The sequence below is a fragment of the Streptococcus sp. F2 genome (assembly GCF_056500955.1).
This window is the reverse complement of record NZ_JBWKAI010000006.1, coordinates 67,828-92,974: the sequence shown is the minus strand read 5'-3', so window position 1 is coordinate 92,974 and position 25,147 is coordinate 67,828. Positions and strand designations below refer to the sequence as shown.

Sequence of the window (25,147 nt, the reverse complement as noted above, 5' to 3'; positions counted from 1 at the left end):
TTCGACCAAGAAAGACCACTGGAAGCCCTGGTGACCGACTTGACTTACGTCCGTGTGGATAGGCGCTGGGCTTACGTTTGTCTCATCATTGACCTCTTTAATCGTGAAATCATAGGATTGTCCGTTGGCTGGCACAAGACTGCGGAGCTCGTTAAACAAGTCATTCAAAGCATCCCTTATGCACTAACCAAGGTCAAGTTGTTCCATTCCGATCGTGGCAAGGAGTTTGGCAATCAGCCGATTGATGAGATGCTTGAAGCTTTTGGAATCACCCGTTCTGTCAGTCAGGCTGGTTGTCCCTATGACAATGCCGTCGCTGAGAGTACCTATCGTTCCTTCAAACTGGAGTTTATCAACCAAGAAACCTTTCAATCACTAGAAGAATTAGCCCTCAAAACGAAAGATTATGTCCACTGGTGGAACTATCATCGCATTCATGGTAGTCTTAACTACCAAACTCCCATGACCAAACGAATTATCGCTTAAAAAGCACTTTATAAAAATTGTTCAGAAAAGTGTTGCCTTTTCAATAAAATGTCTAAATTGTCTTTGACATTCTCCAAATAAGATTTATTATTTTCTGGATCCGCTTCTAAGGGACTCAACAGTTTCAGGTTAACGCCAGTGGTATGAGCAATGGTTTTTGCTAGCTTTTGTGAAACATTCTCCTCAACAAAAATGGTTTTCACCTGATAAGTTTTGATGAAATCTCTAATGTCGGTTAATTGTCTAGCTGTGGGCTCTTGTTCTGGAGAAATCCCCGCTATTCCTAACTGTTTTAGGTGATATCGTTTTGCCAGATAAGAAAATGCCGTGTGTTGGGTGACAAATGTTCTGGTTTTAACTGTTTTAAATTTAGCTTGAAAACTCTGATTAATCGCCTCAGCCTCTTTTCTAAACGCTTTAGCGTTTTTCTGATAAACTGCTTGATGTTTGGGGTCAACCTTTGCCAACTGCTTAACAATGATATCAGCTTCATCTGCAGCTAATATGGGATCTGACCAGGTATGAGGATCATATAGTCTTGCAGGATCAATGCCGTCCGTTACAGGCATATCCTCTAAACCTTCTACCTTATCCATAACTAACCCTTTTGAAGCTTCAACAATTTTAACCGTTGACTGGTGCTTACTGGCATCTAGTTTACCCGCCCAAGCCTCCAAGGTATGAGAGTGATAAACAAATAAATCAGCATCATATATCGCTGCCACATCATTAGGCGAAGGTTCAAATGAGTGAATGCCTGCCCTAGACTGAATCATTTTCACATCATTCAAATCACCAGAGATATACTTAGTCATTGCATAGATAGGATAAAAACTGGTAACTATGTGTAGCCCTTTTTTGACCTGCCTAGATGGCGTTTGACAGGCTGTCATTAAAGGGAATAATAGGCAGCATAACAAACCGAGACCAAAAGCAATATACTTTCTCTTCACATTTGGCTCCTTTCTAATTAAAAAAGTGTAACATCGTTAAGTAGGTCATCATTAAATATACTTAACTAGTTAATCATATGACCCTTTTTAGTCATTGTCAATCCTCTTTTGGACATTTTCCAGCTAATAACATATCGATAAATCCCTAGAAATCAATATCTGCAAGCTATTTAATTTAGGTTAAAAAATTTTTTAGAAAAGGAAAAAACTGGATGCGACCATCCAGTTTTTATGAACAAATAGAACTACTGCCACAAGGCTTGAAAGGAAAACATCCCTACCCTTTTTTAGACGTGGCATAATCAGCCATTAATAAACTGCTTGAAAAAATCCACAATCTGATGCCAAATGCCCTTCCCCTTATCAAGGGCTTGATTGGCATCAAAATGAAGATCAATGTGGTCAAAAGTTCCATTAGCCTTGCTAACAATACTTGCTTTTAAATCATTTAGAGTTTCCACAAATTGACCATTTGTAATGACACCACTATTAGATAAATGAATAGCAAAATTAACAATGACGTTGATTTGATCGGCTGTTACAGATTGATTTAAGCCATAATTTTTCAAGGTATCTTCAACAATCTGACGGACACGTTCCTCTGAGAGGTTCTTTCCACCTTCTGCCACAGCTGCTTTGATATCAGTTAAGGCAACATTTAACTTATCAGCATCATAACCTGCCTTACCCGCATTATCAGCATTGATACTAGACAGTGTGGCTAATTCTTCTTGTGCAAGCTGCTTGTTCTCTTCTGGAACTTTGGCGCCATTTTTTTCTAAGGAGTAATAAATACCGGCCAGTGCTGATTCTCCAGTGACAGGGATAGGAGAGGCAACTTGAATACTTGCATGCTCAATGCCAAGAGTAACTGCTGCATTTCGATACATGTCCTGAGTCACTTTTTGAATCGTCTTGGGTGTCTCAATTATCACCGTTAAGGTCTCTTTTGCTCCTAACTTTTGAATTTTAACAGAAGAATAAAGCTGAAGGCTCGGATCATCTGCTACATTCATAATAGAAGCATAGGCTGTAGTGTTCAATGTTTTAATTTGTTTATCCTTAGCACTATTGTAGTGAAGCAAACTCAACGTTTGGTTCTGTTGATCAGGCGATAAGGAGTAGCCTAATACATAATCCGGCTGCACATAGTGTTCATCAATAACAGTTTGGACGTTAGTTGTTGCTGCGAAAGCTGTTTGGATGGTAAAGACCGATGCTAACATAAGAGCACCTGCCACAAACGGTTTTTTATAAGTCATTTTCATTACCTCAATGAAGCTAAATTTCCTATGGGATGAGGGCTGTTCCAAATGATGGATAGGCACAACTACTTTTGCAAACCTCTCATTGTAATCTGTCACAAACCTCTATTCCCTCTTCTTTTTCAAAATTCAGTGGGACTATTGTAGCATTTTTCCTATCATAAGACGATTAAAAACTGTCAGCATCAGTGTCACTCCTGAAACAAAAAATGCCCTTTGGAAATTCTTCCAAAGAACAGTCATTAGTTGTTACTATTTTACCATCACACTTATTCTTCTGAAACCGCTCTAAGATTGTCTCGATGGTTTTGATCTTTCAAATAAACGTAGTAGGTCTCACCTACTTTAAGGATATAACCATTTTGAATGTCACTGATAACATGGCTATTGTCAAACTGGTAATCTTCAGGAGCCAATAACTCCGTTGACAATAAACTGTCAAACGGAACTTCTCCATTGTAAAAATGGTAATGATCTCCATGTGAGGTAACAAACCCGTCATCTGAAATCGAAACAACAATTTGCTCAGCAGCAATACCTTCTTTTTGATCAATTTCTGCTGGGGTTTTATCACTGTCATCTTTTAGCACTTTTTCGTGGCTTTTGTGACTTGTTTTATGACTTTGATCATTCTTAGGCTTAGTATCTTCCATCGATTGAGCTTTACAAGCTGTTAGACCACATAAGATGACAGCTAGTACTATCGTTACATTAATGCGTTTGTTCATTTTTCTTTCTCCAGGACATCATAAAGTACGGCTAAATTCATCTCCAAATTGTCAAGATAAGATTTTTGATTATCTGGAGCGATTTCAAGGGGACTTAATTGTCTCACACTAATCCCACTACTTTTTGCCAGCGTTTTGGCGAGTTTGCCAGAAACATTTTCTTCCATAAGAATTGTTTTGACACCATATCGTTCAATAAAACGTTTCATATCAGCCAATTGTTGGGGACTCGGTTCTTGTTCTGGGGAGACACCTGCAATGCCTAGTTGCGTTAGGCCAAAACGTTTTGCTAAATAGGAAAATGCTGTGTGCTGTGTCACAAAGGTATGACGGGGAAGACTAGCGAATTTCGCTTGATACCGTTCTACTAGCTTCTGAGCCTTTAACTTAAAACGCTTGGCATTTTTGAGGTAATACTCCTTATGGTCAGGATCTTTTTTTGCTAATAATGTGGCAATAGCATCTGCTTCCTGGCTGGCTAATAGAGGATCTGTCCACGTGTGAGGGTCATTGAGCGCATTTGCGGACATGCCTTTCTTTAAGGGAACTTTTTCCAGACCCTGCACCCTTTCTAATGGCAAATGAGCAGCTCCCTCTAAAACAAGTACTCCTTTTTTTCTAAGCTGGGGAGCTAAATCAGCCGCCCATGATTCTAGGATATTGGAATGGTAAATGAAAATATCTGCATCATAGGTCCTAGCAACCACATTAGGACTAGGTTCATAAGAATGTATACTAACCATTTTCACCATCAGGTCAATCTGGTTGTAATCTCCCGAAATCTCCTTTGTCAAAGCATAAACGGGATAAAAGCTGGTCTTGATATGTAAGCCTTTTGCTAATGGTTTATCAACAGACCGGCAACCAGACAAGCCCACAAAAAGAAAACTTAAGCATAGGCATTTGACAATAGTAACAATATTTTTTCTCATATAAACTCTCTTAACTAGTTAATCATCTGATAGCATATCATCTTTTAATTCCCTTGTCAATCTCTTATCATTTGATGAGAAGCCAATATTCTTTTAAAGCAATCAAAAACCCTACTGATTGTCAAAGACATCAATAGGGAATTCACTAACTTATTCATGTAACTCTAAAGGCAAGCCATCCGGATCAAAAAAGAAAGTCATTTTCTCACCTGTATAATCATCATACCTGATAGGCTCTACTGGAATTCCTAAGCTCTTTAGGTTATCTACATAACTCTCAATGTTGGTAACACGAAAGGCAAGATGTCTCAAACCACAGGCTTCCCTGTCAAATTCTGGTCTACCGACACGTTTTGGTGGGGCTTGATAAAAAGGATCACTGGTAACATTTCCAAATATCTCCAATTCAATCTGACCACAGGCTAAATCCAATTTATAATCATGTCTCTCCGGTCTCTGATTCTCTCGGATAATACGAAACCCTAACTTATTAACATAAAAATCTTTTGATGCCTCATAATCTGAGACAATAATAGCCACGTGGTGAATAGCATCTAAGCGCATAATCCCTCTCCTTTCAAAAGAAAAAGTAGGGAAGGACTCGTTATGGCCTCCTCCTACTTATTAAATGATGCCGTCGCCTCTATTAGGTAGAGACTTGATTATAGGAATGACTGAACGCATTAAGTACTTCAACAGGCGCATTATCGAAATCATACTCTGTTTTGAGTTGTCCTTTCACAATAATACGTTCTGTTGCTTCCAAATCTGTACAGGTTACTAAAGTAATCTCTTTAAGCCCAGGTGTGTCATAAATCACATCAACTCGCTCAGGAGCCACCGTAGAAACCTCATGGATGGTATACTCGTAGATTTTTTCTTTATCCGTTAAGTAGATAGCCATACCATTTTGTGCTCTTTCCAACGGTGAAAAAAGCATCTGAGAAGAACCAGTCATACCAAAAATATGATGACTAGCAAGAGAGTAATTATTTTCGCCTCCCATAACTTGGTCCTCTTTCATGGTTCCAGCACCATAAATTAATTCGACATTGCCAAGCCCTTTAAAAATTGGTAGGTTAATACCAACTTCTGGTATAGCAATACCTCCTATGACAGGGAGTTCTTGAGCAGCCATTTGCGCTTGTAAAACAGCCTCTGTGCTGACTGGCTCAACAGCCTGAAAATCAAAAGTCGATTTGACTTCCTTATTTTTTTTGATGTCCTTTTTGGATACCTTGGTTACTTGATACTTGTTAGAATTCCATGCAATTAATGTGTTGCGAATGGGCTTATTAAAGAGTAAGGCCAACCCAAGAATTAAAAGGACAGCAATCAGAATTTTCCTTGTCCATGACATCGGTTTTCTACTCTGACGACGTTGTTTTTTTACCATTCGTTTCGTTACTCCTCGTCATTATTTGGTGTCGTATCTGTAGCAGCTGGGATTTGGCTTTGCTCTACCTCGCCAATAGTTTCTTCCTCATCATCTGCTTGAACCAAAGCAAATGTCACGATTTTAGCATCTGCATCTAATTTCATCACTTTAACACCTAAGGTAGCACGACCCGTTTGGGAGATATTAGCCACGTTTGTTCGAATAATAACCCCTTTATTAGTGATGACCATAATATCTTCTGTGCCGTTAACTGTTACAAGTCCAGCCAGTTGCCCGTTTTTAGGAGTGATGTTAGCTGTCTTAATCCCTTTACCCCCTCTGCCTTTGGTTGGGTATTCTGTGGCCTCAGTTCGTTTCCCATAACCATTTTCAGTAATCACGAGGACTTCCTGATGATCATTGATACGTGAAGCACCGACAACTCTATCGTCCTCACGAAGACTGACACCACGAACTCCTGTCGCAGAGCGGCCCATGTTACGGATACTTGCCTCATTAAAGCGGACAGAATAACCGGACTGAGTTCCAATAATGATATCGTCTTGACCATTGGTCAGTAGCACGTTAATCAGTTGGTCTCCCTCTTTCAGATTGAGGGCACGAAGACCGTTTTGTCGGATATTATTAAACTCAGATACTTCTGTACGTTTGACAACCCCTTGTTTTGTGGTAAAGAAGAAAGATTTTCCAGCGGTTTCTTCCTTGCGTGCATTGATAATGGTTTGAATAGTTTCGCCATCTTCCAATTTTAACAAATTAACTATTGGAAGGCCTTTGGCTGTGCGACCGTATTCAGGAATTTCATAAGCTTTCAAACGATAAACTCGTCCAAAATTCGTAAAGAAGAGCAAGGTGTCATGGGTACTTGTTGATACCAGCTCACGAACAAAATCGTCATCATTGACCCCTGTTCCTTGAACACCACGGCCCCCACGTTTTTGGGCACGGAATTCATCTTGAGCAAGACGTTTGATGTAACCTTTATTGGATAAGGTGATTAAAACGTCTTCTTCTTCGATTAAATCTTCATCCTCTAGAGAGAGGACTTCACCAATCATTAATTCTGTGCGACGAGGGTTAGCGTATTTACGCTTAATCTCATCCATCTCTTCTTTAATAATAGTCACAACGCGTTCCGGCTTAGCTAGAATATCAGCTAAATCAGCAATCAAAGCTAACAATTCATCATATTCTGATTGGATTTTATCTCGCTCCAAACCAGTCAAACGACGCAGACGCATATCCAAGATGGCTTGGCTTTGACGTTCCGATAAGTTAAAACGAGACATTAATTCTGCTTGAGCAATGACATCTGTCTCACTGTTTCGGATAATAGCAATGACTTCATCCAAGTGATCTAGAGCGATCAACAATCCTTCTAAAATATGAGCTCTAGCTTCTGCCTTATTCTTATCAAATTGAGTACGGCGAGTAATCACTTCTTTTTGATGGCTAATGTAATTATCAATAATTTGCCTTAATGATAAGATTTTAGGAACACCATTTTCAATAGCTAGCATGTTAAAGCTAAAGTTTGTTTGAAGACTCGTCAATTTGAAAAGGTTGTTCAAAATCACATTAGCTGAAGCGTCACGACGGATTTCAATAACGAAGCGCACCCCTTCGCGACTAGATTCATCACGCACAGCAGTAATGCCTTCGATGCGTTTTTCTTGAGCCAAACGAACAATATGTTCATGTACTTTTGTTTTGTTGACACCATAAGGAAATTCCGTCACCACAATACGTTCACGACCAGTTTTAGTGGTTTCAATCTCTGTACGCGACCGCAAGACAATAGAGCCTTTTCCTGTATCGTAAGCTCTATGAATTCCTGAACGTCCCATGACAAGAGCTCCTGTCGGAAAATCTGGCCCTGGAATGACTTCCATGAGATCTCTCGTTGTGCAATCTGGATTCTCCATGACCATTTTGACAGCATCAATTGATTCTGCCAAGTTATGTGGAGGGATATTAGTCGCCATCCCAACCGCAATACCGGTCGCACCATTGACCAAGAGATTAGGGAAGCGGGCTGGTAATACTAGCGGCTCTCTTTCGCTACCATCATAGTTATCTTGAAAATCAACCGTATTTTTATTAATATCTCTTAATAATTCTAGCGCAATTTTACTCATACGCGCTTCAGTGTAACGTTGCGCCGCAGCACCATCACCATCCATAGAACCAAAGTTTCCATGACCATCAACAAGCATGTGACGATAACTCCACCACTGTGCCATACGAACCATGGCTTCATAAATAGAAGAATCTCCATGTGGATGATATTTACCCATGACATCACCGGTAATACGGGCTGATTTTTTATGTGGTTTATCAGGCATGACACCGAGTTCGTTCATCCCATAGAGAATACGACGATGAACGGGTTTTAAACCGTCACGCACATCTGGAAGCGCCCGCGCTACAATAACACTCATAGCGTAGTCGATGAAACTCGTCTTCATTTCGCTTGTCAGATTGACGTCAATTAAATTTCTATCTTGCATTTAAGGAATGCTCCTTTTCTAGTCAATACTCTAGTCAATACTATGTTCCATTATACCATAAAATCCTTATTTTTTCTTACTGGAAGCGTTATCAGAAAACTATTTTCATTATTTTTCTGAATTCCATGACAAACAATTCTCAATATGTTAAAATAAAGTCGTACGAGCGATTGCTCTAATAAAATTAAGGAGATGTTTAGAAATGACTGCAACTAAACAACACAAAAAAGTAATCTTGGTCGGCGATGGTGCCGTTGGTTCATCATACGCTTTTGCATTGGTAACACAAAATATTGCTCAAGAACTTGGTATTATTGATATTTTTAAAGAAAAAACTCAAGGAGATGCTGAAGATTTAAGCCACGCTCTTGCTTTTACATCACCTAAAAAAATCTACGCAGCTGAATACTCAGACTGTCATGATGCTGATCTCGTTGTCTTGACAGCAGGCGCTCCTCAAAAACCAGGTGAAACACGCCTTGACCTTGTCGAAAAAAATCTTCGTATCAATAAAGAGGTTGTTACACAAATCGTTGCATCTGGTTTCAATGGTATTTTCCTTGTTGCTGCTAACCCAGTTGACGTTTTAACTTACTCAACTTGGAAATTCTCAGGCTTCCCTAAAGAGCGTGTCATTGGATCAGGTACATCACTAGATTCAGCCCGCTTCCGTCAAGCACTAGCTGCTAAAATTGGGGTTGATGCGCGTTCAGTCCACGCTTATATCATGGGAGAGCACGGGGATTCAGAATTTGCTGTTTGGTCACACGCTAACGTTGCGGGGGTTGGACTTTACGATTGGCTACAAGCAAACCGTGACATCGATGAGCAAGGTTTAGTTGATCTTTTCATCTCTGTCCGTGATGCAGCCTACTCAATCATCAACAAAAAAGGTGCTACTTTCTACGGTATTGCAGTTGCCCTAGCTCGTATTACAAAAGCTATCCTTGATGATGAAAATGCTGTTCTTCCACTTTCTGTTTTCCAAGAAGGACAATATGAAGGCGTTGAAGATTGCTATATTGGTCAACCAGCTATCGTTGGCGCATATGGTATCGTTCGACCAGTTAATATCCCTCTTAACGATGCTGAACTCCAAAAAATGCAAGCTTCTGCAAACCAATTGAAAGCTATCATCGATGAAGCTTTCGCTAAGGAAGAATTTGCTTCTGCTGCTAAAAACTAAACCCCATATCTAAAACATCCTAAACATGTAAAAGAGACCCTCTGGGCCTCTTTTTTTATCCTCTTTTATCATATCGTAGCATGGCGATACCATCTGTGACAGTCGATTCTATCAGTCTTAAATGACGTTCTTGACGATTGCCTGTAAACAAAGGCCGACCACAACCCAAAATAGTCGGGATGATACCTATAATGTAATGGTCGATGAGGTCAGCTTCTATCAAGCTATGAACAAGGTCTGCTCCGCCAAATATCCAAATCGGTCCTCCCTCTCCTGCTTTCAATTGCTTAAGAGTACTAACTATATCTTTAGAAAAATAGACATTTGAATAGGGACTAGTCATTACTTGACTACTAGCCACATAAAAGGTTTTTTCTCGGTAGCCTTCTATTAGCTCAATCGGACAATCTTCAAATGATTTTCGCCCCATAATAACGGTGTCACTGGAAGCAAAGAAGGATGGATTATCAAATTGGTTAGCACTATCATATGCATCCGTTCCGTGCCCCTCAATCCAATCATAGGTCCCGTCTTCCCTTGCGATAAATCCATCTAAACTCATAGCAATGTTCAAGACTACTTTTCTCATTTTTCCTCCTAAAAAGTGCCTCCATAGGGAGACACTTAATATTATACACGAATCAAAGAAATCTTATCTTATTCTGCTCCTAAGGCTGCCATTGTAATATAGTTATATGGCTTGTTAAAGTGAGGCAAGAAGAAAATATCTGTCAAAGCTAATTTTTCAATGGTTACGCCTTCTTGGATAGCAAGTGAGAACATGTGAATTCCCATTGACATATCTTCACGCGCTGCCATTTGAGCACCCAAGATACGACGTGAGTCTTTATCGTAAACGATTTTGATTGTTACTGGAAAGTTACCATGTTCGATAAATTCAGGTTTTTGATTATCAGTATATTCCGTCACTGCAGCATCAAAACCAAGACGTTTTGCTTTTTCAAGTGTCAAACCAGTTGAAACCATGTGCAAGCCGTAAATGGAAATACCGTTTGAGCCTTGAACGCCAATACCTTCAAGGTCTGTACCACAAGCGTTATGAGCTGCTACAATACCTGTACGAACAGCATTCGATGCTAACGCAATGTAGCTTGTGTCACGAGTTGCATTGTCATAAATCGTTGCACAGTCACCAATAGCATAAACACCTGGAATAGAAGTTTCTTGACGTTTGTTAACAAGGAAAGCACCATTACGGAAAAGCTCAATCTTACCATTTCCAAGAGCTGTATTTGGACGGAAACCAACAGCAAGGATAACCATGTCCACATCGTATTCATTTTTGTCAGTAATGATTTTTTCAACTTTGCCATCACCAGCAACTTCTTTAACTGTTTCACCAAAGGCTAATTGAATACCGTGTTCTTCCATGTTTTTAGCCATTAAGTCAGTCATATCGCGATCATAGTAACCTGCCAAGCAAGTATCTACAACATCAATAAGAACAACTTCTTTACCTTTACGTTGGAAAGCTTCTGCCAACTCAACACCAATATAACCTGCACCGACAACAGCTACTCGCTTGATATCTTTATTTTCAAGCTTAGCAATAACGTCTGCCGAGTTTTGGTACAACTTCACAAATTGAAGATTTTCAAGAGTTGCTTCAAATTCAAGTGACCCTTCTTTGATTTCGGCACCTTTAATCGGTGGCAAGATAGGTTGTGATCCAGTTGCAAAAATCAACTTGTCATAGCTTTCCACATGTTCTGTACCATTCACAAGAGCAGTCACTGTTTTGGCATCGTAGTCGATAGATTGAACAGGTGATTCCATGTAAACTTTAGCTCCTAAAGACTCTAATTCTTCTTTATTTGAATAGAAAAGTCCTTCTGGCCCAGCAATTTGCTCACCAATCCAAAGTGCCATACCACAACCTAAAAATGAAATATTTGAGTTTTGGTCAAATACAATAATTTCATTGGCATCACCATAGTTTGTTAACATAGTCTTGATACAGGCAGTACCAGCGTGGTTTGCACCAACAACAACGATTTTACTCATATATTTTGTTCCTCATTTCACAATATTATATAGGGCTTCATTATATCACAATCAAAAAACGCTTCCAAATATATTGCTCACTTTTCTTATCTATTTCTTCTTTCATCAACCTATTTTCTCATTTATAACAAAATATTGTCCATTTTTTCACTATTATTTTTTTATATAATAGTTTAAAGTTTGTTAATTAACTAACTTTATGAATGTAAAAAAGTTCATCTTTGTGAAAAGACGAACTTTAGCCTATTTGTTGTAATCTAGCATAATATCCATTTTTTGCTATTAAGCTGGCATGTGTTCCCCACTCAACCAATCGCCCTTGATTCATGACTAAAATCAAATCAGCTGATTGAATTGTTGATAAGCGATGAGCAATGATAAAGCTCGTTCTACCTTTCATTAACTGTTGGAGAGCATCCTGAATAATCGTTTCTGTTCTGATATCAATAGATGATGTGGCTTCATCTAAAATCAAAACTTTAGGTTTTCTCAAAAATAGACGTGCAATGGCCAATAATTGGATTTGTCCTTGTGATAACACTTCAGCAGACGAAGATAGATAGGTATCATAAGTTTCAGGAAGTTGCATAATAAAGAAATGAGCATTGGCCGCTTTAGCAGCTGCCACCACTTCTTCTCGACTAGCTTTGTCACTGCCATAAGCAATGATATCATGAATAGTGGCATCCTTTAACCATGTTTCTTGTAAGACCATGCCAATTATAGACCTGAATTCTTCTTTGTCATAGTCCTTAATAGGCACTTGATCTAACATTATACTGCCATCATCTACCTCGTAAAAACGCATCAATAAATTGATTAAGGTCGTTTTTCCTGCTCCTGTTGGACCGACGATTGCTACTTTAGAACCAGCAGGAACAGAAAAGCTAATCTCTTGAAGCAGTGGTTTTTCTTTTTGATAAGAAAAACTAACGTTCTCAAAATCAATTTGTCCCTTAACTTCTGAAGCCTTAAATGGTAAAGTATCGTCAGGCTTCGCTACCTCAAGATCTAAAAGATGATAGAGACGTTGTGCACACGCCAGAGAACTTTGAATTTCTGCCATCACTGAAGAAATGTCATTAAAAGGCTTAGTGTATTGAACAACAAAATTTAAAAAAGTCGCTAATTGCCCCACGGAAAAAAGACCAGCCATAATACGCATAGCGCCTAAACCTGCCAGTAAAGCATAGATGACACTATTAATAAATCGCGTTGCTGGGTTAACTGTTGAGGCATAAAAAATAGCTTTTTGTGAGGCTTCGCTATAGATTTCATTAAGATACTTGTAATTCTCAATAGCCTGATTTTGAGCATTGAAGACTTGAACCAAGCTTTCTTGTCGTATCATCTCTTCTGTAAATTGAGCTAGATTTCCTCTACTTTTTGTTTGCTCTCGGGCATAGTGAAAGCTCTTTTGGGCGATATAACGGGCAAGAAAAAGAGAAATGGGTGTTAGGATTAGCACTACGGCTAACATCATCCAATCAATTTGCGCCATAGCAAAAATAGTAAATAGAATCGTCAGCAAGCCCGTTACAAATTGACTAAATACCATCTGTAGGCCATTAGAAAGTTGTTCTGTGTCAGTTGTCACTCGACTGACCAAATCTCCAACGGTTTGCTGATCGAGATAGGCAAAGGGCAGTTGATGAATTTTTCCTAAAAGAGCATTTTTCAATTGCTGACTATAGTGATAAAGCAGACGATAATAGAAAAGGGGTATTATCCACTGAATAAGAGCGTTGATTGAAACCACTATTGCCATTTGCACTAGGAGCCACTTCAGAGTTTGCCAATGATTGGCTAGTAAGATGACGTCAACAGCTTTACCGATAAGAACTGGCAGGTAGACACTCAATCCTACTTGAACAAGGCTAGCTGCTACAAGTATAAAAACATACAGACGTTTCTTCAACAAGTCCTTGAGCAAACGCTCCAGAAGGTGGTGGTTGGTTTTTGTCATTTTGCCTCCCCCTTCCGTTGAAGTGCTAGCATGTCTTGATAGACTGAATGAGTTGCCTTTAGTTCCTCATGACTGGCAAAACCAAGCTGGTGTCCTTGATCCAAAAGTAAAATCTTATCAACAAAAGCTAAATTCTTAATAGATTGTGTCACCAAAATCACTAAGACATCTGATAATTCCTCTTTCAATGCTTTAAAAAGTTGGACACGAGTCACATTGTCCAAGGCAGAACTGCCATCATCTAAAATCAACAGCGGTTTTGGATTAACAAGAGCCCTGGCAATGGCTAAGCGTTGACGTTGACCTCCTGAGAAATTACGCCCAAAAGCTTCAACCGGAGACTCTAATTGATCTGGTAAAGCAGCAATGAAGTCTTTTGCTTGGGCTATTTCCAGTGCCTGCCAAAGCTTCTGATCCTCAACAGGAGTGGATTGCCCTAACATCAGATTACTTCTGATTGTTCCTTTAAATAGTTGGACTTTTTGAGGAACAAAGGCAATGAAGCGGCGCCAGTCCTCTACTGTTTTTGGTGTCTGCCCTTGCCACTTAAGGCTAATTTCGCCATTATTATGTGAGTAAGTGCGGCAAATCAACTCAACTAATGTTGTTTTCCCCGCTCCTGTTCCTCCGATAATAGCAATCCATTCTCCCTGATTAGCACTAAATTGAATGTTATAAAGACTAGGTTCTGATGCTCTTGGATAGGTAAAAGTCAGATGATTAATGGTTAAAAGCATTGAAGACTTCCATTGAGATTCGCCAAGTGGTATTAGTTTTTTCTCAGCTAGAGTTAAAACCTCACTAATGCGGTTTGCAGCTGTTACACTCTGACTGATTGTCCCCATTAGCATGGTCATTTTTAACAATTCTGTTAAAATCTGTAAGAGGTAATTGATTAAAGCCACTAGCATGCCTTGACTGAGTGTGCCAGAAGAAACTTGCCAACTTCCCTGCCAAATCAGAATCAGCAAGGTAACGTTAACCACTAGAAACGTCATCGGGTTTAAGAGATTAGCTAGGGTGGCAGCTTGATATTGGTTATGGCTTAAGCTATCGTTTTGTTCTTTAAACGTTTGAAGTTCATTTTGAGTTTGATTAAATGCCTTAATTACCCGAATCCCTTGCAATTGCTGACTGGTTAGACGAACCAAGTGGTCCGTTTCCTGACGAATCACACGATAGAGCGGGGTTAAAAAACGAGAAATGCCAAAAACAAGACCCGATAAGATGACCACCATTATCACAAACCACAACGTAAGACTGGGACTAATCCAATACGCCATGATTATCGCACCAAAGACAATAATAGGAGCTCTTAAAAAAAGACGTAACGATTGATTAATACCTGTTTGAACCTGAAAACTATCACTGGTCAAACGAGATAAGAGGCTGGCATAACCTAAGCGGTCCTGTTCTTCTTTAGGGAGTCCCATGATTGTCTCAAAAAGGTCATCAGTCATCTGCTTTGTAAAGCCTACTGCAGCCTTGGACGAATAGTATTGAGCTGTCATAGAGAATGCCAAACCGACAGCTGCTAAGGCAAATAAGGTTAAGACAACCCCAAAAATCCCTTGACTGTTTCGCTGACCAATCTGTACATCGATCAAGTTAGCAATCAGCAAAGGCACTAATAATTCAAATAAAGCTTCTAATAATTTGAAAAGGGGACCTAAGATAGTTTCTTTTAGGTACCCTTTCATATATGGACGTAATCGTTTCATAATGACTTTCTAGAAAAGGCTCATTAATTCAATTAAATAGAGATTGAAATGAACTTCTCGTGAATAATAGATATTACCACCATTTTTATAAAGCTTGCCTCCAGAAATCAAAGCTAGAGGGTGGTAGTAAAAATAAGTTTGGCCGCTAGTGTTTCCTAGACTCGGAGCAACTACTGTCTTAGAATAAGTTGTGGCTAAAGGAATAGTATTTTGCCCACCATGATCAGCAACATAGTCAATATAAGCTGTTCCAAAGTTATAGGCTTGAACTGCTGTCCAAGAATCAACACCTGCTTCTTCAGCTAGAGCCAAATTATGAGAAAGCAAACTCACCCCATGCTCAATGCTAGATTGACTGTCTGTAATGGAGTCTTTCTTTCCAGAGCTACTTTCACTGGACTGCATGACATCTGCTTCGCCACCTTTTGTCTCTGTGTATATCATGGCTAAGACTAAGTCTACATTTGCCTTCGTATCATTTTCTGCTAAGGTCTTTTCAACCATCGGCTTGTAAGCCAAGACACGATGGACATTGTGTCGAATAACAAGCACTTGATAGAAAATAAGCAAAAAAATGAGTAGAGCGCAGACACGCTTAATAAATTTAAACATTTATTTTGTTTTAATATCCTCTATGTTCTTAATTAAGATGGAATAAGTCCCATCATCATTTAGCAGGAATTCGACTGATTCGGCATCCTGATAAATAGCATTTGGCACGGTCAACTCTATGCCATTTGACAACGATAATTTTTGACTTTCTAGTTTTTTGATTTGTCTGGAATGATCAATATCACTGATTTTTATGGGTTCTGGAATCGCTTCTTTGACTTGATCCACAAAGGTTAAACGGGCCGTTAAATTATCATCAAAGAGCTGATCCGCTAATTTTTCTGGTGATAAGGTATCATCAGCTTCTAATTGGTTAAAAAGCGTTGACTTCATCTTGGATTGGAAAGCAAAATCATCTTGATTAAAGTTCTCTGCAATTTTCTGAGCCGTTTGTTCAATCATTTTGATTGATTTTTTAACTGACTGTTCAGGTTTAACCTTTAAAAGAGTCTCCGAAAAGTAATGTTCAAAACTACCATTATGTTTCACACGTTTCTCAATCAAATAATACTGACCAGATTTAAGATTAATGACCAGTGCTTCGTCCGGTGTTTGGGTAGGACTCGGCAAATTATTCTGTGTTACCGTAAAAGGGTGTTCATAATTATCAGAAAAGTGAGCGAACTGCTCTTTTAAGGCAATTCGTAGGAAGGCAAAGAAAGGTTCTCCATCTTTATCGAACTGAATAAACACCAAATCATTGGTTTTTTGATCCTCTGCAATGACAAATGCTTCTTTCCATAACTGAGCAAGGGTGACAGAGCTTTCTAAAAGATCATCACTGATAGTTGCAAAAAAGGCATTATCAGGCTCAAATCGACCTCTCTTAGCCTCATCTGAAAACACTTTAGCTAATTTTTTTCGAAAATACTCATCAATGCGTGGTGTAATGCTCACCAAGCGATCAGATAGTAATAATTCTGTGTCATTAGGGGAAAACTGATGAATAACGATACGTTTGATATAACTGTCTAACATGGTTCCTTACTTTTTATAGAGTGGAAAAGCATCTGTTAATTGACGCACTTCCTGACGAACCTCTTCAAGAATAGTTTCTTGATCATGATTAACCAAGGCTTTGATGATGAGGTGAGCGATAGTTTGGCTTTCTTTAACTCCCATGCCACGACTGGTTATAGCTGCACAACCAATACGAATGCCTGATGTTTTAAAAGGAGATAAGGATTCAAAAGGAATGGCATTTTTATTTAGAGTAATATTAACCTCATCGAGAAGATTTTGAGCTAACTTACCATTTGCAATCACTTTGGTAACATCTACCAAGAAAACATGATTATCTGTCCCACCAGAAATAAGGCGGAAACGCTCATCTTGCTCAAACACTGCTGCCATAGCCGCAGTGTTATCAATAATAGCCTGTGCGTAGTCTTTAAAAGATGGATCCAAGGCTTCTTTAAAAGCAACCGCTTTGGCAGCAATCACATGCTCAAGAGGTCCTCCTTGTAGACCTGGGAAAATGGCTGAGTTAATCTTTTTAGCAAGAACTTCATCATTGGTTAATATCAATCCACCACGAGGACCACGTAAGGTTTTGTGGGTTGTTGAAGTAACAATGTGCGCGTAAGGAACAGGATTAGGATGTAAACCTGCTGCCACAAGACCAGCGATGTGAGCCATATCCACCATTAAATAAGCACCAACTTGATCAGCAATATCACGAAACTTTGCAAAATCAATGCTTCTAGAATAAGCCGAAGCCCCTGCAACAATCAATTTAGGTTGGACAGCTTTAGCCTGCTCCAAAATGGCATCGTAATCTAACATTTCCGTATCAGCATTTACTGAATAACCTACAAAATGGTAGGTTTTCCCTGAAAAATTGACCGGTGATCCATGAGTAAGGTGTCCACCTGCTGCCAAATCCATCCCTAAGACAGTATTGCCAGCTTCAATCAAAGCCATATAGGCTGCTGCATTAGCTTGACTGCCAGAATGAGCTTGAACATTAGCAAATGAAGCACCGAAAAGCTGTTTAGCGCGTTCAATAGCAAGCGTTTCGACAATATCCACACATTCTGTTCCGCCATAATAGCGATTACCAGGATAGCCTTCTGCATACTTATTCGTCAAAACAGATCCTTGAGCTGCCATGACAGCTTTTGAGACCATATTTTCAGAGGCAATTAATTCAATATTATGTTCTTGTCTTTCTTCTTCAGCATGAATAGCATCCCAAAGGTCTTTATCAAAAGCTTCAAAATTATCTTGATCAAAAATCATCGTCATCTCCTTATAATTCCTTAATAAAACGCAATTGTGTTTTATCGTCCACATAATTTAGTTTTCGATAAAAACCATGCGCTTCTGTGCGGTGACTAGCAGAATTCAGGCGAATAAAAGCAAATTCTTCTTCTTTGGCAAGAGCTTCTAACCCTGCTACCAAAGAACTTCCAATGCCTTTTCCTTGGTAATCTGGTAAAACGGCTAAAGCTAAGACATTAAGGCCCTTATCTGTATAAAGTGTCTCGTAGCATTCTGCATGAACATACCCTACTAATTGATGAGTATCCTCATCATCATAGGCTAGAAAATAATGATGGCCATCATCTATCAATCGTTCGAATTGACTTTCCACTAAATCGAGTGAGACACAATGCCCTAAGGCTTTATCATTAATCTCCTTTAGTGATGGACAATCTGCTTTACTTAATGGTCTCAACATCCGCATAACCCCTTTCCTAAAAATGAAGCTCAGGTATCTTGGCTACTAGCTCTTCCTTCGTAATAGCACCTTGGCGTAAAATCACAGGGCTTTCGCCTGACAAATCTAAAATCGTTGAATCCTTACCTGTTAGAAAAGGATCATCCGCATAACCAATCACTTGAAAATCAAAATCTTGTATAATATGATCAAAAACCTTACCACTGGGTTTACCGGATAAATTGGCAGAAGGACCGATTAAAGGGCCAGTTTTTTGAATTAGCGCTGCAGTAATCGGATGACTCGGCAATCGAAAACCAACGGTTGCTAGTCCAGAATTTATCCAGTGAGGCACACGATCATTCGCCTTTAAAATAACTGTCAAAGGTCCAGGTAAAAATGCTTGATAAAGTTTTTCAAGGTATGTTGGCTGCTCTTTTGAAAAAGCTAAAATACTATCAAAATCAGCAACGTTCAGATTCATTGCTTTATCGCGAGGTCTCTGTTTCAAGTCATAAACCGCATTCACCGCTTGCTCATCCAAAGCCTTGGCAAAAAGACCATAAACCGTCTCTGTCGGTAACACAAGAGCGCCACCTGATTCAATGATACTAGCTAACCGTTCCATGATCGACAACGACCATCCTTTCTTTACCAAATACATCCCTTAAGACCCGAACCCGTTTTTGAGGAAAATGAGTGTTAACAAGTGCTTTAATGCCCTCTCCCTGCTTATAACCAATTTCAAAGTAAAACTTCCCCTTTTCACTTAGGTAATTCGAAGCCTCTTCAATAATCCTTCGGTAGATGGCATAACCGTCTTCTGCTGCAAAAAGAGCTAAATGAGGCTCTGACTGGTAGACATTTAAACCTACCTCATCCTTATCCTCGTAGGCAATGTAGGGGGGATTTGACACAATCATATCAAAGGTTCCTGAAAGTTGACTAAAAACATCCGAAACGATAAAAGTTATATCAAGCTGATAATGGCTAGCATTATCTTGGGCTAAGCTCAGGGCGTCACTTGAAATGTCAGATGCTGTTAACTGCCAAGCAGGTCTTTCTTTCTTGAGAGAAATAGCAATCGCTCCACTACCTGTTCCAATATCCAAAACACTCAACGGTGTATCGGGATTTTCAGCTAAAATTAAGTCTACTAGTTCTTCCGTTTCGGGCCTTGGGATTAAAACTCTTTGGTCCACGGAAAGCTGAAGATCTCTAAAATAAGCCCGTCCTGTTAGATATTGAGGAGATAAATGCTGGCTTAGATCCATGAAAATCTTTTCCAAAAGCAGGCAGTCATCTGAACTTACTTCTTGATTTTGGTGAAGTAAGAAATCAAGGCTAGACCACTCTTTTAGTTCCCTAAAAACATAGGCGAGGTTTTCGCGATCCTCACCTATTTGTTCCAGTTTATCTTCATAAGTCCTGATTAATGTAGCATAGTTCATTAGTTATTGAGAGATTCTAATTTCTGTGTTTGGTCATACATGACAAGGGCATCAATGATTTCATCCATCTTTCCAGACAAAATAGTATCCAACTTTTGTAAGGTCAAGCCAATACGGTGATCCGTCACACGATTCTGCGGGAAATTATAGGTACGAATACGTTCTGAACGGTCACCTGTACCAATGGTTGATTTACGTTCAGCATCTTGTTCGTCTTGAGCAATCTGGGCAAAATGGTCAGCCACACGGGCACGAATAATTTTCATCGCTTTGTCACGGTTTTTTTGTTGTGTCCGTTCTTCTTGCATTTCCACTTTAATATTGGTTGGCAAGTGAACGATACGAACGGCTGTTGCAACCTTGTTGACGTTCTGTCCACCTGCACCTGAAGCATGGTAAATATCAACACGCAAATCTTTAGGATCAATGTCGTATTCTACTTCTTCTACTTCTGGCATAATAAGGACTGTTGCTGTTGACGTATGAACACGGCCTTGGCTTTCTGTTACAGGAACACGTTGCACACGGTGAGCACCAGATTCGTATTTCAATTTAGAATAAACAGACTGACCAGAAACCATGGCAACAACTTCTTTGATACCACCAACTCCATTATAAGAGGCTTCCATGACCTCAAAACGCCAGCCTTGGCTTTCGGCAAATTTTTGGTACATGGTCAAAAGGTCACCAGCAAAAAGGGCAGCCTCATCACCACCGGCAGCTCCACGGATTTCCAAAATGATATTTTTATCATCATTCGGATCTTTCGGCAAGAGGAGGATTTTAAGTTTTTCTTCGTAGTCTTCCTTAGCAGCTTTAGACTCTTTTAGTTCTTCCTTAGCCATTTCTTCTAATTCAGAATCACCACTGGCATCCTTGATCATTTCTTCCGCATCAGCAATGGCTTGGATTACTTGTTTATACTCACGGTAGGTTGTTACAGTATCACGTGTACTAGCTTCTTCTTTTGACAAGGCCATAAAACGCTTGGTGTCTGAAACGACTTCTGGGTCACTCAATAATTCGCCTAACTCTTCGTAACGGTCTTCAACCGCCTGTAATTGATCATAAATGTTCATTCGTTTTGATCATCTCCTCTTTTTACTTTTTCTCAGTCATTACTGACTGTTCGGTGCTAACGGGTGGGTGAAAGTAATGCTTACGGCAAACTGGAATATAGGTTTCATTCCCTCCGATTTGTATCTGAGCACCCTCATACACCGGTTTTCCATTTTCAGTCCGTAAAACCATCGTGGCTTTCTTGCTGCAATATTGACAGATTGTTTTGATTTCGTCAATCTTATCGGCCAGAAGCAAAAGGTATTTTGATCCCTCAAACAGTTCATTTTGAAAATCATTTTTCAACCCAAAAGCCATGACAGGAACATTTAACTCATCCACCACACGCGCCAAATCATAAACATTTTGCTTGCTTAAAAATTGGCTTTCGTCAATCAAGACACAATAAGGTTTTTCCTCCAATTGGTCAATAAAGGTAAAAATATCCATATCACTAGAAATAGGAACTGCTTCTCGTCGCATGCCGATACGACTTGAAACGACGCCAAAACCATCACGCGTATCAAGAGCACTTGTCATAATGACAACAGGTTTGCCTTGTTCTTCATAATTATGTGCTACTTTCAAGATTTCAATAGTCTTGCCTGAATTCATTGTCCCATATTTATAGTATAATTGAGCCAAAATGGAGTATCCTACCTTCTATTTTTATCCTTTCTATTCTATCATAATTGTATTCATTTGGCGATTGACTTCTTCGAAAACTCGACACTGGTCATGAGAAAAAAGTTCTTTGGTAAGCCTTTTCAAGAGGCTGTTAAGCATAGGCAATTTCATCACAACATGATAAAATAGACATAACTAGAAAAGGAGGTTTCCTATGCCATTTGTAACCATTGACCTTTTTGAAGGTCGTAGTCAAGATCAAAAAAATCAATTAGCACGTGAAGTGACTGAAGTCGTCTCACGCATCGCTGAAGCACCTAAAGAAAGCATTCATGTTTTTATTAACGACATGCCAGAAGGGTCTTATTTCCCACAAGGTGAAATGAAACGAAAATCATAACAACTTTCCCTCACTCCTTAGTGGGGGTCTTCTGCTAAAAAGGGGACTAATTATGTTTGTTACGCAACAATTAAAACTAATGGGAACTGTTATTGATATCCATATTGCATCTAACAAAGCTCCTCAACAGCTTCAGACAGTGATTACCCTATTACATACTTACAATCATCGTTTTTCTGCCAATGATTCTACTTCTGAATTGATGGCTATTAATAGGGCAGCTGGTGTCAAACCCGTCCGTGCCCACTCTGATTTGCTGACTCTTATCCAAATTGGTAAATCACATAGCTTAGCTGTGCCAAATAATTTGAATATCGCTATCGGGCCACTTGTCCAAACCTGGCGAATCGGCTTTCCTGATGCTAATCTACCCAGTCCTGAGCTTATCTCACAACAATTAGCCCTCACCAATCCCCAAAATATTAGAATCAATCAGAGCAATCAAACCGTTTTCTTAACACGATCTGGAATGTCACTTGATTTGGGTGCCTTAGCTAAGGGTTACATTGCAGATAATATCATGGCTTACCTCATCGAAGACGGGGTCGAATTTGCCCTAATCAATTTAGGAGGAAACGTCTTAGTTCATGGACCTAATCCGAAAAGCCCTGACAAGACTTTTCGAATTGGAATTCAAGAACCAGGTGCCAGACGAGGCAAGCACCTGGGACTCATCAAGGTCAACAATCACTCTGTAGTGACCTCTGGTATTTATGAAAGGCAGTTTACAGCCAAAGGGAAACAGTATCATCATATCTTAGATCGTCAGACAGGCTATCCTATAGAAACAGATATGCTCAGCTTAACGGTCATGGCTCCTTCTTCTTTGGATTGTGAAATATGGACTACCAGACTCTTTGGACTCGATAAAGCCACTGTTATTAGCTGTTTAAATAGTCTAAAACACATTGAAGGACTTGTGGTCACAAAAGATCAAAAAATCTGGATGTCAAATGGACTAAGACCATACTTCCAAGCCATGTATTAGTAAAAACAACTAGGAGTCTTTCTAGCTAACTGATTAAACCTATTAAAAAAACGACTCTCTCTGAGTCGTTTCAACTTGAGGACAAACTTCATTTTTGAGGTTTGTCTTTTAGTATGATCACTGATATCTTAATAATCTTTACTATTTAAGAGTAGGTTTAAGACAACAGATGTCAAAGTGGCAATCACAATACCATTCGTTAAGAACATTTGAGCTGTCTCTGGTAAACTAGCAAAAAGACTGGTGCCATTAAACCCTAAGCCAGCCGAAATGGAAACAGCAGCAATAATAAAATTATACTCGTTCTTTTGGAAATCAACACGATTAAGCATTTGCATTCCTTGAAGAGCAACCATACCAAAGAGAACAAGCATAGCTCCACCAAGAACTGGGCTTGGAATCATTTGCGCCATTGCTCCAAACTTAGGGAGTAAACCAATAACCACAAGGATACCTGCTGCGTAGTAAATCGGACGACGGGTTTTAATACCTGAGATTTGGACAAGTCCAACATTTTGAGAAAAACCAGTGTAAGGGAAGGTGTTAAATAACCCACCGAGAAAGACTGCGATCCCTTCTGAGCGATAACCATTGCGCAAACGTTTTTCATCTAATTGATGATTAGTCAAATCTGAAAGCGCTAAGTAGACGCCTGTTGATTCAACCATAGAAACCGTTGCGATGATACACATCATCACAATAGAAGTGATTTCAAAAGTTGGCATACCAAAATAAAATGGGGTTGGCACATGAATCCAAGAAGCCTCTACAACAGGAGTTGTATCTACTAATCCCATCATGGCTGAAACCAAAGTTCCCGCTACAAGCCCAATCAAAATGGAAATGGATTTCACAAAACCTTTGGTAAATTTTTGGACTAAAAGAATAATGACAATCGTCAACAATGATAAAATCATGCTTTGTGCCGTAGGCTCTTTGACGTTATCTCCCATATTCCCCATAGCAACACCTACGAGACTTAAGCCAATAACGGTAATGACCGATCCTGTAACAATTGGTGGGAAGAAACGAGCAATCTTAGAAAAAATACCTGCCACTAAAATGACATAAATTCCTGACGCAATGAGGGCTCCAAACATGGCACCTGAACCTTGCTGCGCTCCAATAATGGATAGAGGTGCCACCGATTGAAAAGCACATCCTAAAACAACTGGTAATCCCACTCCCGTATGCTTGGTTAACTTTAACTGTAAGAAAGTAGCCACACCACACATGAAAATATCTGTCGAAATCAGGTAAGTCAACTCTCTAGCGGAATAACCTAAAGCACCTGCAATCATAATTGGTACTAAAATAGATCCGGCATACATCGAAAGCACATGCTGTAAGCCAAGGACAGCTGATTGCGAGTGAGAATGTTCTTGCTTTGTTGAATGTGTCATTATGCGTCAGCCTCCAAGAAGTTTAAGTTCCCATTTTCAAAGTTTTTAATACGGGCTAATGAGGTCACTTCAATGCCCATATCTTCAATCAATCGACGACCATCTTGGAAAGATTTCTCAATCACAATACCAACGCCAACGACTTGTGCCCCTGCTTGACCAATAATCTCAATCAAACCCTTTGCTGCCTGACCATTGGCTAAAAAGTCATCAATAATCAAAACCTTATCTTCTTTAGATAGGAATTTACCAGCGATAGACACCGTGCTCGTCACTTGTTTAGTGAAAGAATAAACTTCTGCTGTCAAAATGCCTTCTGTCATGGTAATGTTTTTATGCTTTTTCGCAAAAATCATAGGAACATCCATTGCTTCTGCAGCGTAGACGGCTGGTGCAATACCTGAAGCTTCGATTGTAACCACTTTTGTAATTCCTGCCTCAGCATATTTTTGAGCAAATACCTTACCGATTGCTTTCATCAATCGATAATCAACTTGGTGGGTTAAAAAATTATCTACCTTTAAAATATTCTCTCCTAGAATATTGCCATCTGTTAAGATGCGTTCCTCAAGTAACTGCATAAATCTCCTTTGATTCAAATAGAAAAAGCCTGCCGCAAAGTTAGAAACCATAAGAGTTCCTCACTTTGCAAGGTTAAAAACCAAGCAAGCCTAAAAGCTTACTTATTGTTAGACATTAAGGTGTCTTGTAGAGACGCTGCGCCAATTCACAGCATAAATAAGTATGTCATTATTTAATTCATTATGATAATTT

General features: G+C 39.4%; 25 protein-coding genes and 1 riboswitch. Of the genes, 4 read left to right on the top strand and 21 right to left on the bottom strand.

Translation table 11 applies throughout. The features are described from left to right. Window positions 1–486: IS3 family transposase (locus tag ACYTR8_RS03610; RefSeq protein WP_479641679.1), on the top strand; the 486-nt coding region annotated here is incomplete at its 5' end. An 8-nt stretch (window positions 487–494) separates the two neighbouring features. Here the strand turns inward: ACYTR8_RS03610 and ACYTR8_RS03605 are convergent. The 7 genes from ACYTR8_RS03605 to gyrA all read right to left on the bottom strand — a co-directional run bounded on the left by ACYTR8_RS03605 (window position 495) and on the right by gyrA (window position 8,273). Then, window positions 495–1,379 carry a metal ABC transporter solute-binding protein, Zn/Mn family gene (locus ACYTR8_RS03605; protein WP_479641680.1) on the bottom strand — a complete coding sequence of 295 codons (885 nt, stop codon included), beginning with the start codon at window positions 1,377–1,379 and terminating at the stop codon, window positions 495–497. Between the two features lie 362 nt (window positions 1,380–1,741). Then, window positions 1,742–2,701, bottom strand: a complete 960-nt coding sequence (locus ACYTR8_RS03600) for a DUF1002 domain-containing protein (RefSeq protein WP_479641678.1) — start codon at window positions 2,699–2,701, stop codon at window positions 1,742–1,744. 272 nt (window positions 2,702–2,973) lie between these two features. Beyond that, window positions 2,974–3,432 carry a pneumococcal-type histidine triad protein gene (locus tag ACYTR8_RS03595; RefSeq protein ID WP_111716327.1) on the bottom strand — a complete coding sequence of 153 codons (459 nt, stop codon included), beginning with the start codon at window positions 3,430–3,432 and terminating at the stop codon, window positions 2,974–2,976. Continuing rightward, on the bottom strand, window positions 3,429–4,364 hold the full coding sequence (locus ACYTR8_RS03590) for a metal ABC transporter solute-binding protein, Zn/Mn family (RefSeq protein ID WP_269760265.1): 936 nt from the start codon (window positions 4,362–4,364) through the stop codon (window positions 3,429–3,431). Before ACYTR8_RS03590 ends, ACYTR8_RS03595 begins: the two co-directional genes overlap by 4 nt. Window positions 4,365–4,514: 150 nt before the next feature. Next, on the bottom strand, window positions 4,515–4,928 hold the full coding sequence (gene gloA2, locus ACYTR8_RS03585) for an SMU1112c/YaeR family gloxylase I-like metalloprotein (protein WP_269760264.1): 414 nt from the start codon (window positions 4,926–4,928) through the stop codon (window positions 4,515–4,517). Between the two features lie 82 nt (window positions 4,929–5,010). After that, a complete protein-coding gene (locus ACYTR8_RS03580; protein ID WP_269760263.1) occupies window positions 5,011–5,760 on the bottom strand; it encodes a class A sortase in 750 nt (249 codons plus the stop codon). 8 nt (window positions 5,761–5,768) lie between these two features. Beyond that, the gene (gene gyrA, locus ACYTR8_RS03575) at window positions 5,769–8,273 is read right to left on the bottom strand and encodes a DNA gyrase subunit A (protein WP_269760262.1); all 2,505 of its coding nucleotides are present in this window, start codon (window positions 8,271–8,273) and stop codon (window positions 5,769–5,771) included. A 202-nt stretch (window positions 8,274–8,475) separates the two neighbouring features. Here gyrA and ACYTR8_RS03570 point away from each other — a divergent pair, with 202 nt between their 5' ends. After that, complete coding sequence (locus ACYTR8_RS03570; protein WP_003050541.1) at window positions 8,476–9,459, top strand: L-lactate dehydrogenase; 984 nt, start codon at window positions 8,476–8,478, stop codon at window positions 9,457–9,459. A gap of 55 nt (window positions 9,460–9,514) precedes the next feature. Here ACYTR8_RS03570 and ACYTR8_RS03565 read toward each other — a convergent pair whose 3' ends face one another. From ACYTR8_RS03565 to ACYTR8_RS03510, 12 genes are all read right to left on the bottom strand, one after another. Further along, entirely contained in the window at window positions 9,515–10,048 is a 534-nt protein-coding gene (locus tag ACYTR8_RS03565) for a dihydrofolate reductase family protein (protein ID WP_111716314.1), read from the bottom strand. A gap of 68 nt (window positions 10,049–10,116) precedes the next feature. After that, complete coding sequence (gene nox, locus ACYTR8_RS03560; RefSeq protein WP_111716312.1) at window positions 10,117–11,484, bottom strand: H2O-forming NADH oxidase; 1,368 nt, start codon at window positions 11,482–11,484, stop codon at window positions 10,117–10,119. A gap of 238 nt (window positions 11,485–11,722) precedes the next feature. Next, a complete protein-coding gene (locus ACYTR8_RS03555) occupies window positions 11,723–13,450 on the bottom strand; it encodes an ABC transporter ATP-binding protein (RefSeq protein WP_111716310.1) in 1,728 nt (575 codons plus the stop codon). Then, complete coding sequence (locus ACYTR8_RS03550) at window positions 13,447–15,171, bottom strand: ABC transporter ATP-binding protein (protein WP_479641677.1); 1,725 nt, start codon at window positions 15,169–15,171, stop codon at window positions 13,447–13,449. Before ACYTR8_RS03550 ends, ACYTR8_RS03555 begins: the two co-directional genes overlap by 4 nt. Before the next feature lie 9 nt (window positions 15,172–15,180). Next, a complete protein-coding gene (locus ACYTR8_RS03545) occupies window positions 15,181–15,783 on the bottom strand; it encodes a lysozyme family protein (protein WP_003060824.1) in 603 nt (200 codons plus the stop codon). Next, entirely contained in the window at window positions 15,784–16,761 is a 978-nt protein-coding gene (locus ACYTR8_RS03540) for a nucleoid-associated protein (protein ID WP_269760063.1), read from the bottom strand. Between the two features lie 6 nt (window positions 16,762–16,767). Then, on the bottom strand, window positions 16,768–18,024 hold the full coding sequence (gene glyA, locus ACYTR8_RS03535) for a serine hydroxymethyltransferase (RefSeq protein ID WP_479641676.1): 1,257 nt from the start codon (window positions 18,022–18,024) through the stop codon (window positions 16,768–16,770). A 10-nt stretch (window positions 18,025–18,034) separates the two neighbouring features. Next, complete coding sequence (locus tag ACYTR8_RS03530) at window positions 18,035–18,466, bottom strand: GNAT family N-acetyltransferase (protein ID WP_269760061.1); 432 nt, start codon at window positions 18,464–18,466, stop codon at window positions 18,035–18,037. A gap of 16 nt (window positions 18,467–18,482) precedes the next feature. Next, window positions 18,483–19,073, bottom strand: a complete 591-nt coding sequence (locus ACYTR8_RS03525) for an L-threonylcarbamoyladenylate synthase (RefSeq protein WP_111716298.1) — start codon at window positions 19,071–19,073, stop codon at window positions 18,483–18,485. Further along, window positions 19,057–19,896, bottom strand: a complete 840-nt coding sequence (prmC, locus tag ACYTR8_RS03520; protein ID WP_479641675.1) for a peptide chain release factor N(5)-glutamine methyltransferase — start codon at window positions 19,894–19,896, stop codon at window positions 19,057–19,059. Before prmC ends, ACYTR8_RS03525 begins: the two co-directional genes overlap by 17 nt. Next, window positions 19,896–20,975: a peptide chain release factor 1 gene (gene prfA / locus ACYTR8_RS03515; RefSeq protein ID WP_003053295.1), complete on the bottom strand. Its 1,080-nt coding sequence runs from the start codon at window positions 20,973–20,975 to the stop codon at window positions 19,896–19,898. The genes prmC and prfA overlap by 1 nt, the downstream gene beginning before the upstream one ends. Window positions 20,976–20,997: 22 nt before the next feature. Next, window positions 20,998–21,600, bottom strand: coding sequence for a thymidine kinase (locus ACYTR8_RS03510; RefSeq protein WP_111716294.1), 603 nt, complete (start codon window positions 21,598–21,600; stop codon window positions 20,998–21,000). 196 nt (window positions 21,601–21,796) lie between these two features. Between ACYTR8_RS03510 and ACYTR8_RS03505 the strand changes: the two genes are divergently transcribed. Both ACYTR8_RS03505 and ACYTR8_RS03500 read left to right on the top strand, forming a co-directional pair. Continuing rightward, entirely contained in the window at window positions 21,797–21,982 is a 186-nt protein-coding gene (locus ACYTR8_RS03505; protein ID WP_003053309.1) for a 4-oxalocrotonate tautomerase, read from the top strand. Between the two features lie 52 nt (window positions 21,983–22,034). Then, window positions 22,035–22,970, top strand: a complete 936-nt coding sequence (locus ACYTR8_RS03500) for an FAD:protein FMN transferase (RefSeq protein WP_111716292.1) — start codon at window positions 22,035–22,037, stop codon at window positions 22,968–22,970. A 128-nt stretch (window positions 22,971–23,098) separates the two neighbouring features. Here ACYTR8_RS03500 and ACYTR8_RS03495 read toward each other — a convergent pair whose 3' ends face one another. Further along, on the bottom strand, window positions 23,099–24,373 hold the full coding sequence (locus ACYTR8_RS03495; protein ID WP_479641674.1) for a nucleobase:cation symporter-2 family protein: 1,275 nt from the start codon (window positions 24,371–24,373) through the stop codon (window positions 23,099–23,101). Beyond that, window positions 24,373–24,954 (bottom strand): xanthine phosphoribosyltransferase, encoded by a 582-nt coding sequence (locus tag ACYTR8_RS03490; protein ID WP_002984677.1) that lies wholly within the window; start codon window positions 24,952–24,954, stop codon window positions 24,373–24,375. The genes ACYTR8_RS03495 and ACYTR8_RS03490 overlap by 1 nt, the downstream gene beginning before the upstream one ends. Window positions 24,955–25,039: 85 nt before the next feature. Next, window positions 25,040–25,135: riboswitch (purine riboswitch) on the bottom strand. Window positions 25,136–25,147 lie beyond the last annotated feature (12 nt).

Bases quoted from the DNA above. Each gene is read 5' to 3' on its own strand.
- ACYTR8_RS03505 (WP_003053309.1), top strand. From the start codon at position 21,797: ATGCCATTTGTAACCATTGACCTTTTTGAAGGTCGTAGTCAAGATCAA.
- glyA (WP_479641676.1), bottom strand. From the start codon at position 18,024: ATGATTTTTGATCAAGATAATTTTGAAGCTTTTGATAAAGACCTTTGG.
- ACYTR8_RS03590 (WP_269760265.1), bottom strand. From the start codon at position 4,364: ATGAGAAAAAATATTGTTACTATTGTCAAATGCCTATGCTTAAGTTTT.
- ACYTR8_RS03525 (WP_111716298.1), bottom strand. From the start codon at position 19,073: ATGGAACGGTTAGCTAGTATCATTGAATCAGGTGGCGCTCTTGTGTTA.
- ACYTR8_RS03600 (WP_479641678.1), bottom strand. From the start codon at position 2,701: ATGACTTATAAAAAACCGTTTGTGGCAGGTGCTCTTATGTTAGCATCG.
- ACYTR8_RS03570 (WP_003050541.1), top strand. From the start codon at position 8,476: ATGACTGCAACTAAACAACACAAAAAAGTAATCTTGGTCGGCGATGGT.
- nox (WP_111716312.1), bottom strand. From the start codon at position 11,484: ATGAGTAAAATCGTTGTTGTTGGTGCAAACCACGCTGGTACTGCCTGT.
- ACYTR8_RS03500 (WP_111716292.1), top strand. From the start codon at position 22,035: ATGTTTGTTACGCAACAATTAAAACTAATGGGAACTGTTATTGATATC.
- ACYTR8_RS03555 (WP_111716310.1), bottom strand. From the start codon at position 13,450: ATGACAAAAACCAACCACCACCTTCTGGAGCGTTTGCTCAAGGACTTG.
- ACYTR8_RS03580 (WP_269760263.1), bottom strand. From the start codon at position 5,760: ATGGTAAAAAAACAACGTCGTCAGAGTAGAAAACCGATGTCATGGACA.
- gloA2 (WP_269760264.1), bottom strand. From the start codon at position 4,928: ATGCGCTTAGATGCTATTCACCACGTGGCTATTATTGTCTCAGATTAT.
- prfA (WP_003053295.1), bottom strand. From the start codon at position 20,975: ATGAACATTTATGATCAATTACAGGCGGTTGAAGACCGTTACGAAGAG.
- ACYTR8_RS03565 (WP_111716314.1), bottom strand. From the start codon at position 10,048: ATGAGAAAAGTAGTCTTGAACATTGCTATGAGTTTAGATGGATTTATC.
- ACYTR8_RS03490 (WP_002984677.1), bottom strand. From the start codon at position 24,954: ATGCAGTTACTTGAGGAACGCATCTTAACAGATGGCAATATTCTAGGA.
- ACYTR8_RS03540 (WP_269760063.1), bottom strand. From the start codon at position 16,761: ATGTTAGACAGTTATATCAAACGTATCGTTATTCATCAGTTTTCCCCT.
- ACYTR8_RS03545 (WP_003060824.1), bottom strand. From the start codon at position 15,783: ATGTTTAAATTTATTAAGCGTGTCTGCGCTCTACTCATTTTTTTGCTT.
- ACYTR8_RS03605 (WP_479641680.1), bottom strand. From the start codon at position 1,379: ATGACAGCCTGTCAAACGCCATCTAGGCAGGTCAAAAAAGGGCTACAC.
- ACYTR8_RS03550 (WP_479641677.1), bottom strand. From the start codon at position 15,171: ATGAAACGATTACGTCCATATATGAAAGGGTACCTAAAAGAAACTATC.
- ACYTR8_RS03595 (WP_111716327.1), bottom strand. From the start codon at position 3,432: ATGAACAAACGCATTAATGTAACGATAGTACTAGCTGTCATCTTATGT.
- gyrA (WP_269760262.1), bottom strand. From the start codon at position 8,273: ATGCAAGATAGAAATTTAATTGACGTCAATCTGACAAGCGAAATGAAG.
- ACYTR8_RS03530 (WP_269760061.1), bottom strand. From the start codon at position 18,466: ATGTTGAGACCATTAAGTAAAGCAGATTGTCCATCACTAAAGGAGATT.
- prmC (WP_479641675.1), bottom strand. From the start codon at position 19,896: ATGAACTATGCTACATTAATCAGGACTTATGAAGATAAACTGGAACAA.
- ACYTR8_RS03495 (WP_479641674.1), bottom strand. From the start codon at position 24,373: ATGACACATTCAACAAAGCAAGAACATTCTCACTCGCAATCAGCTGTC.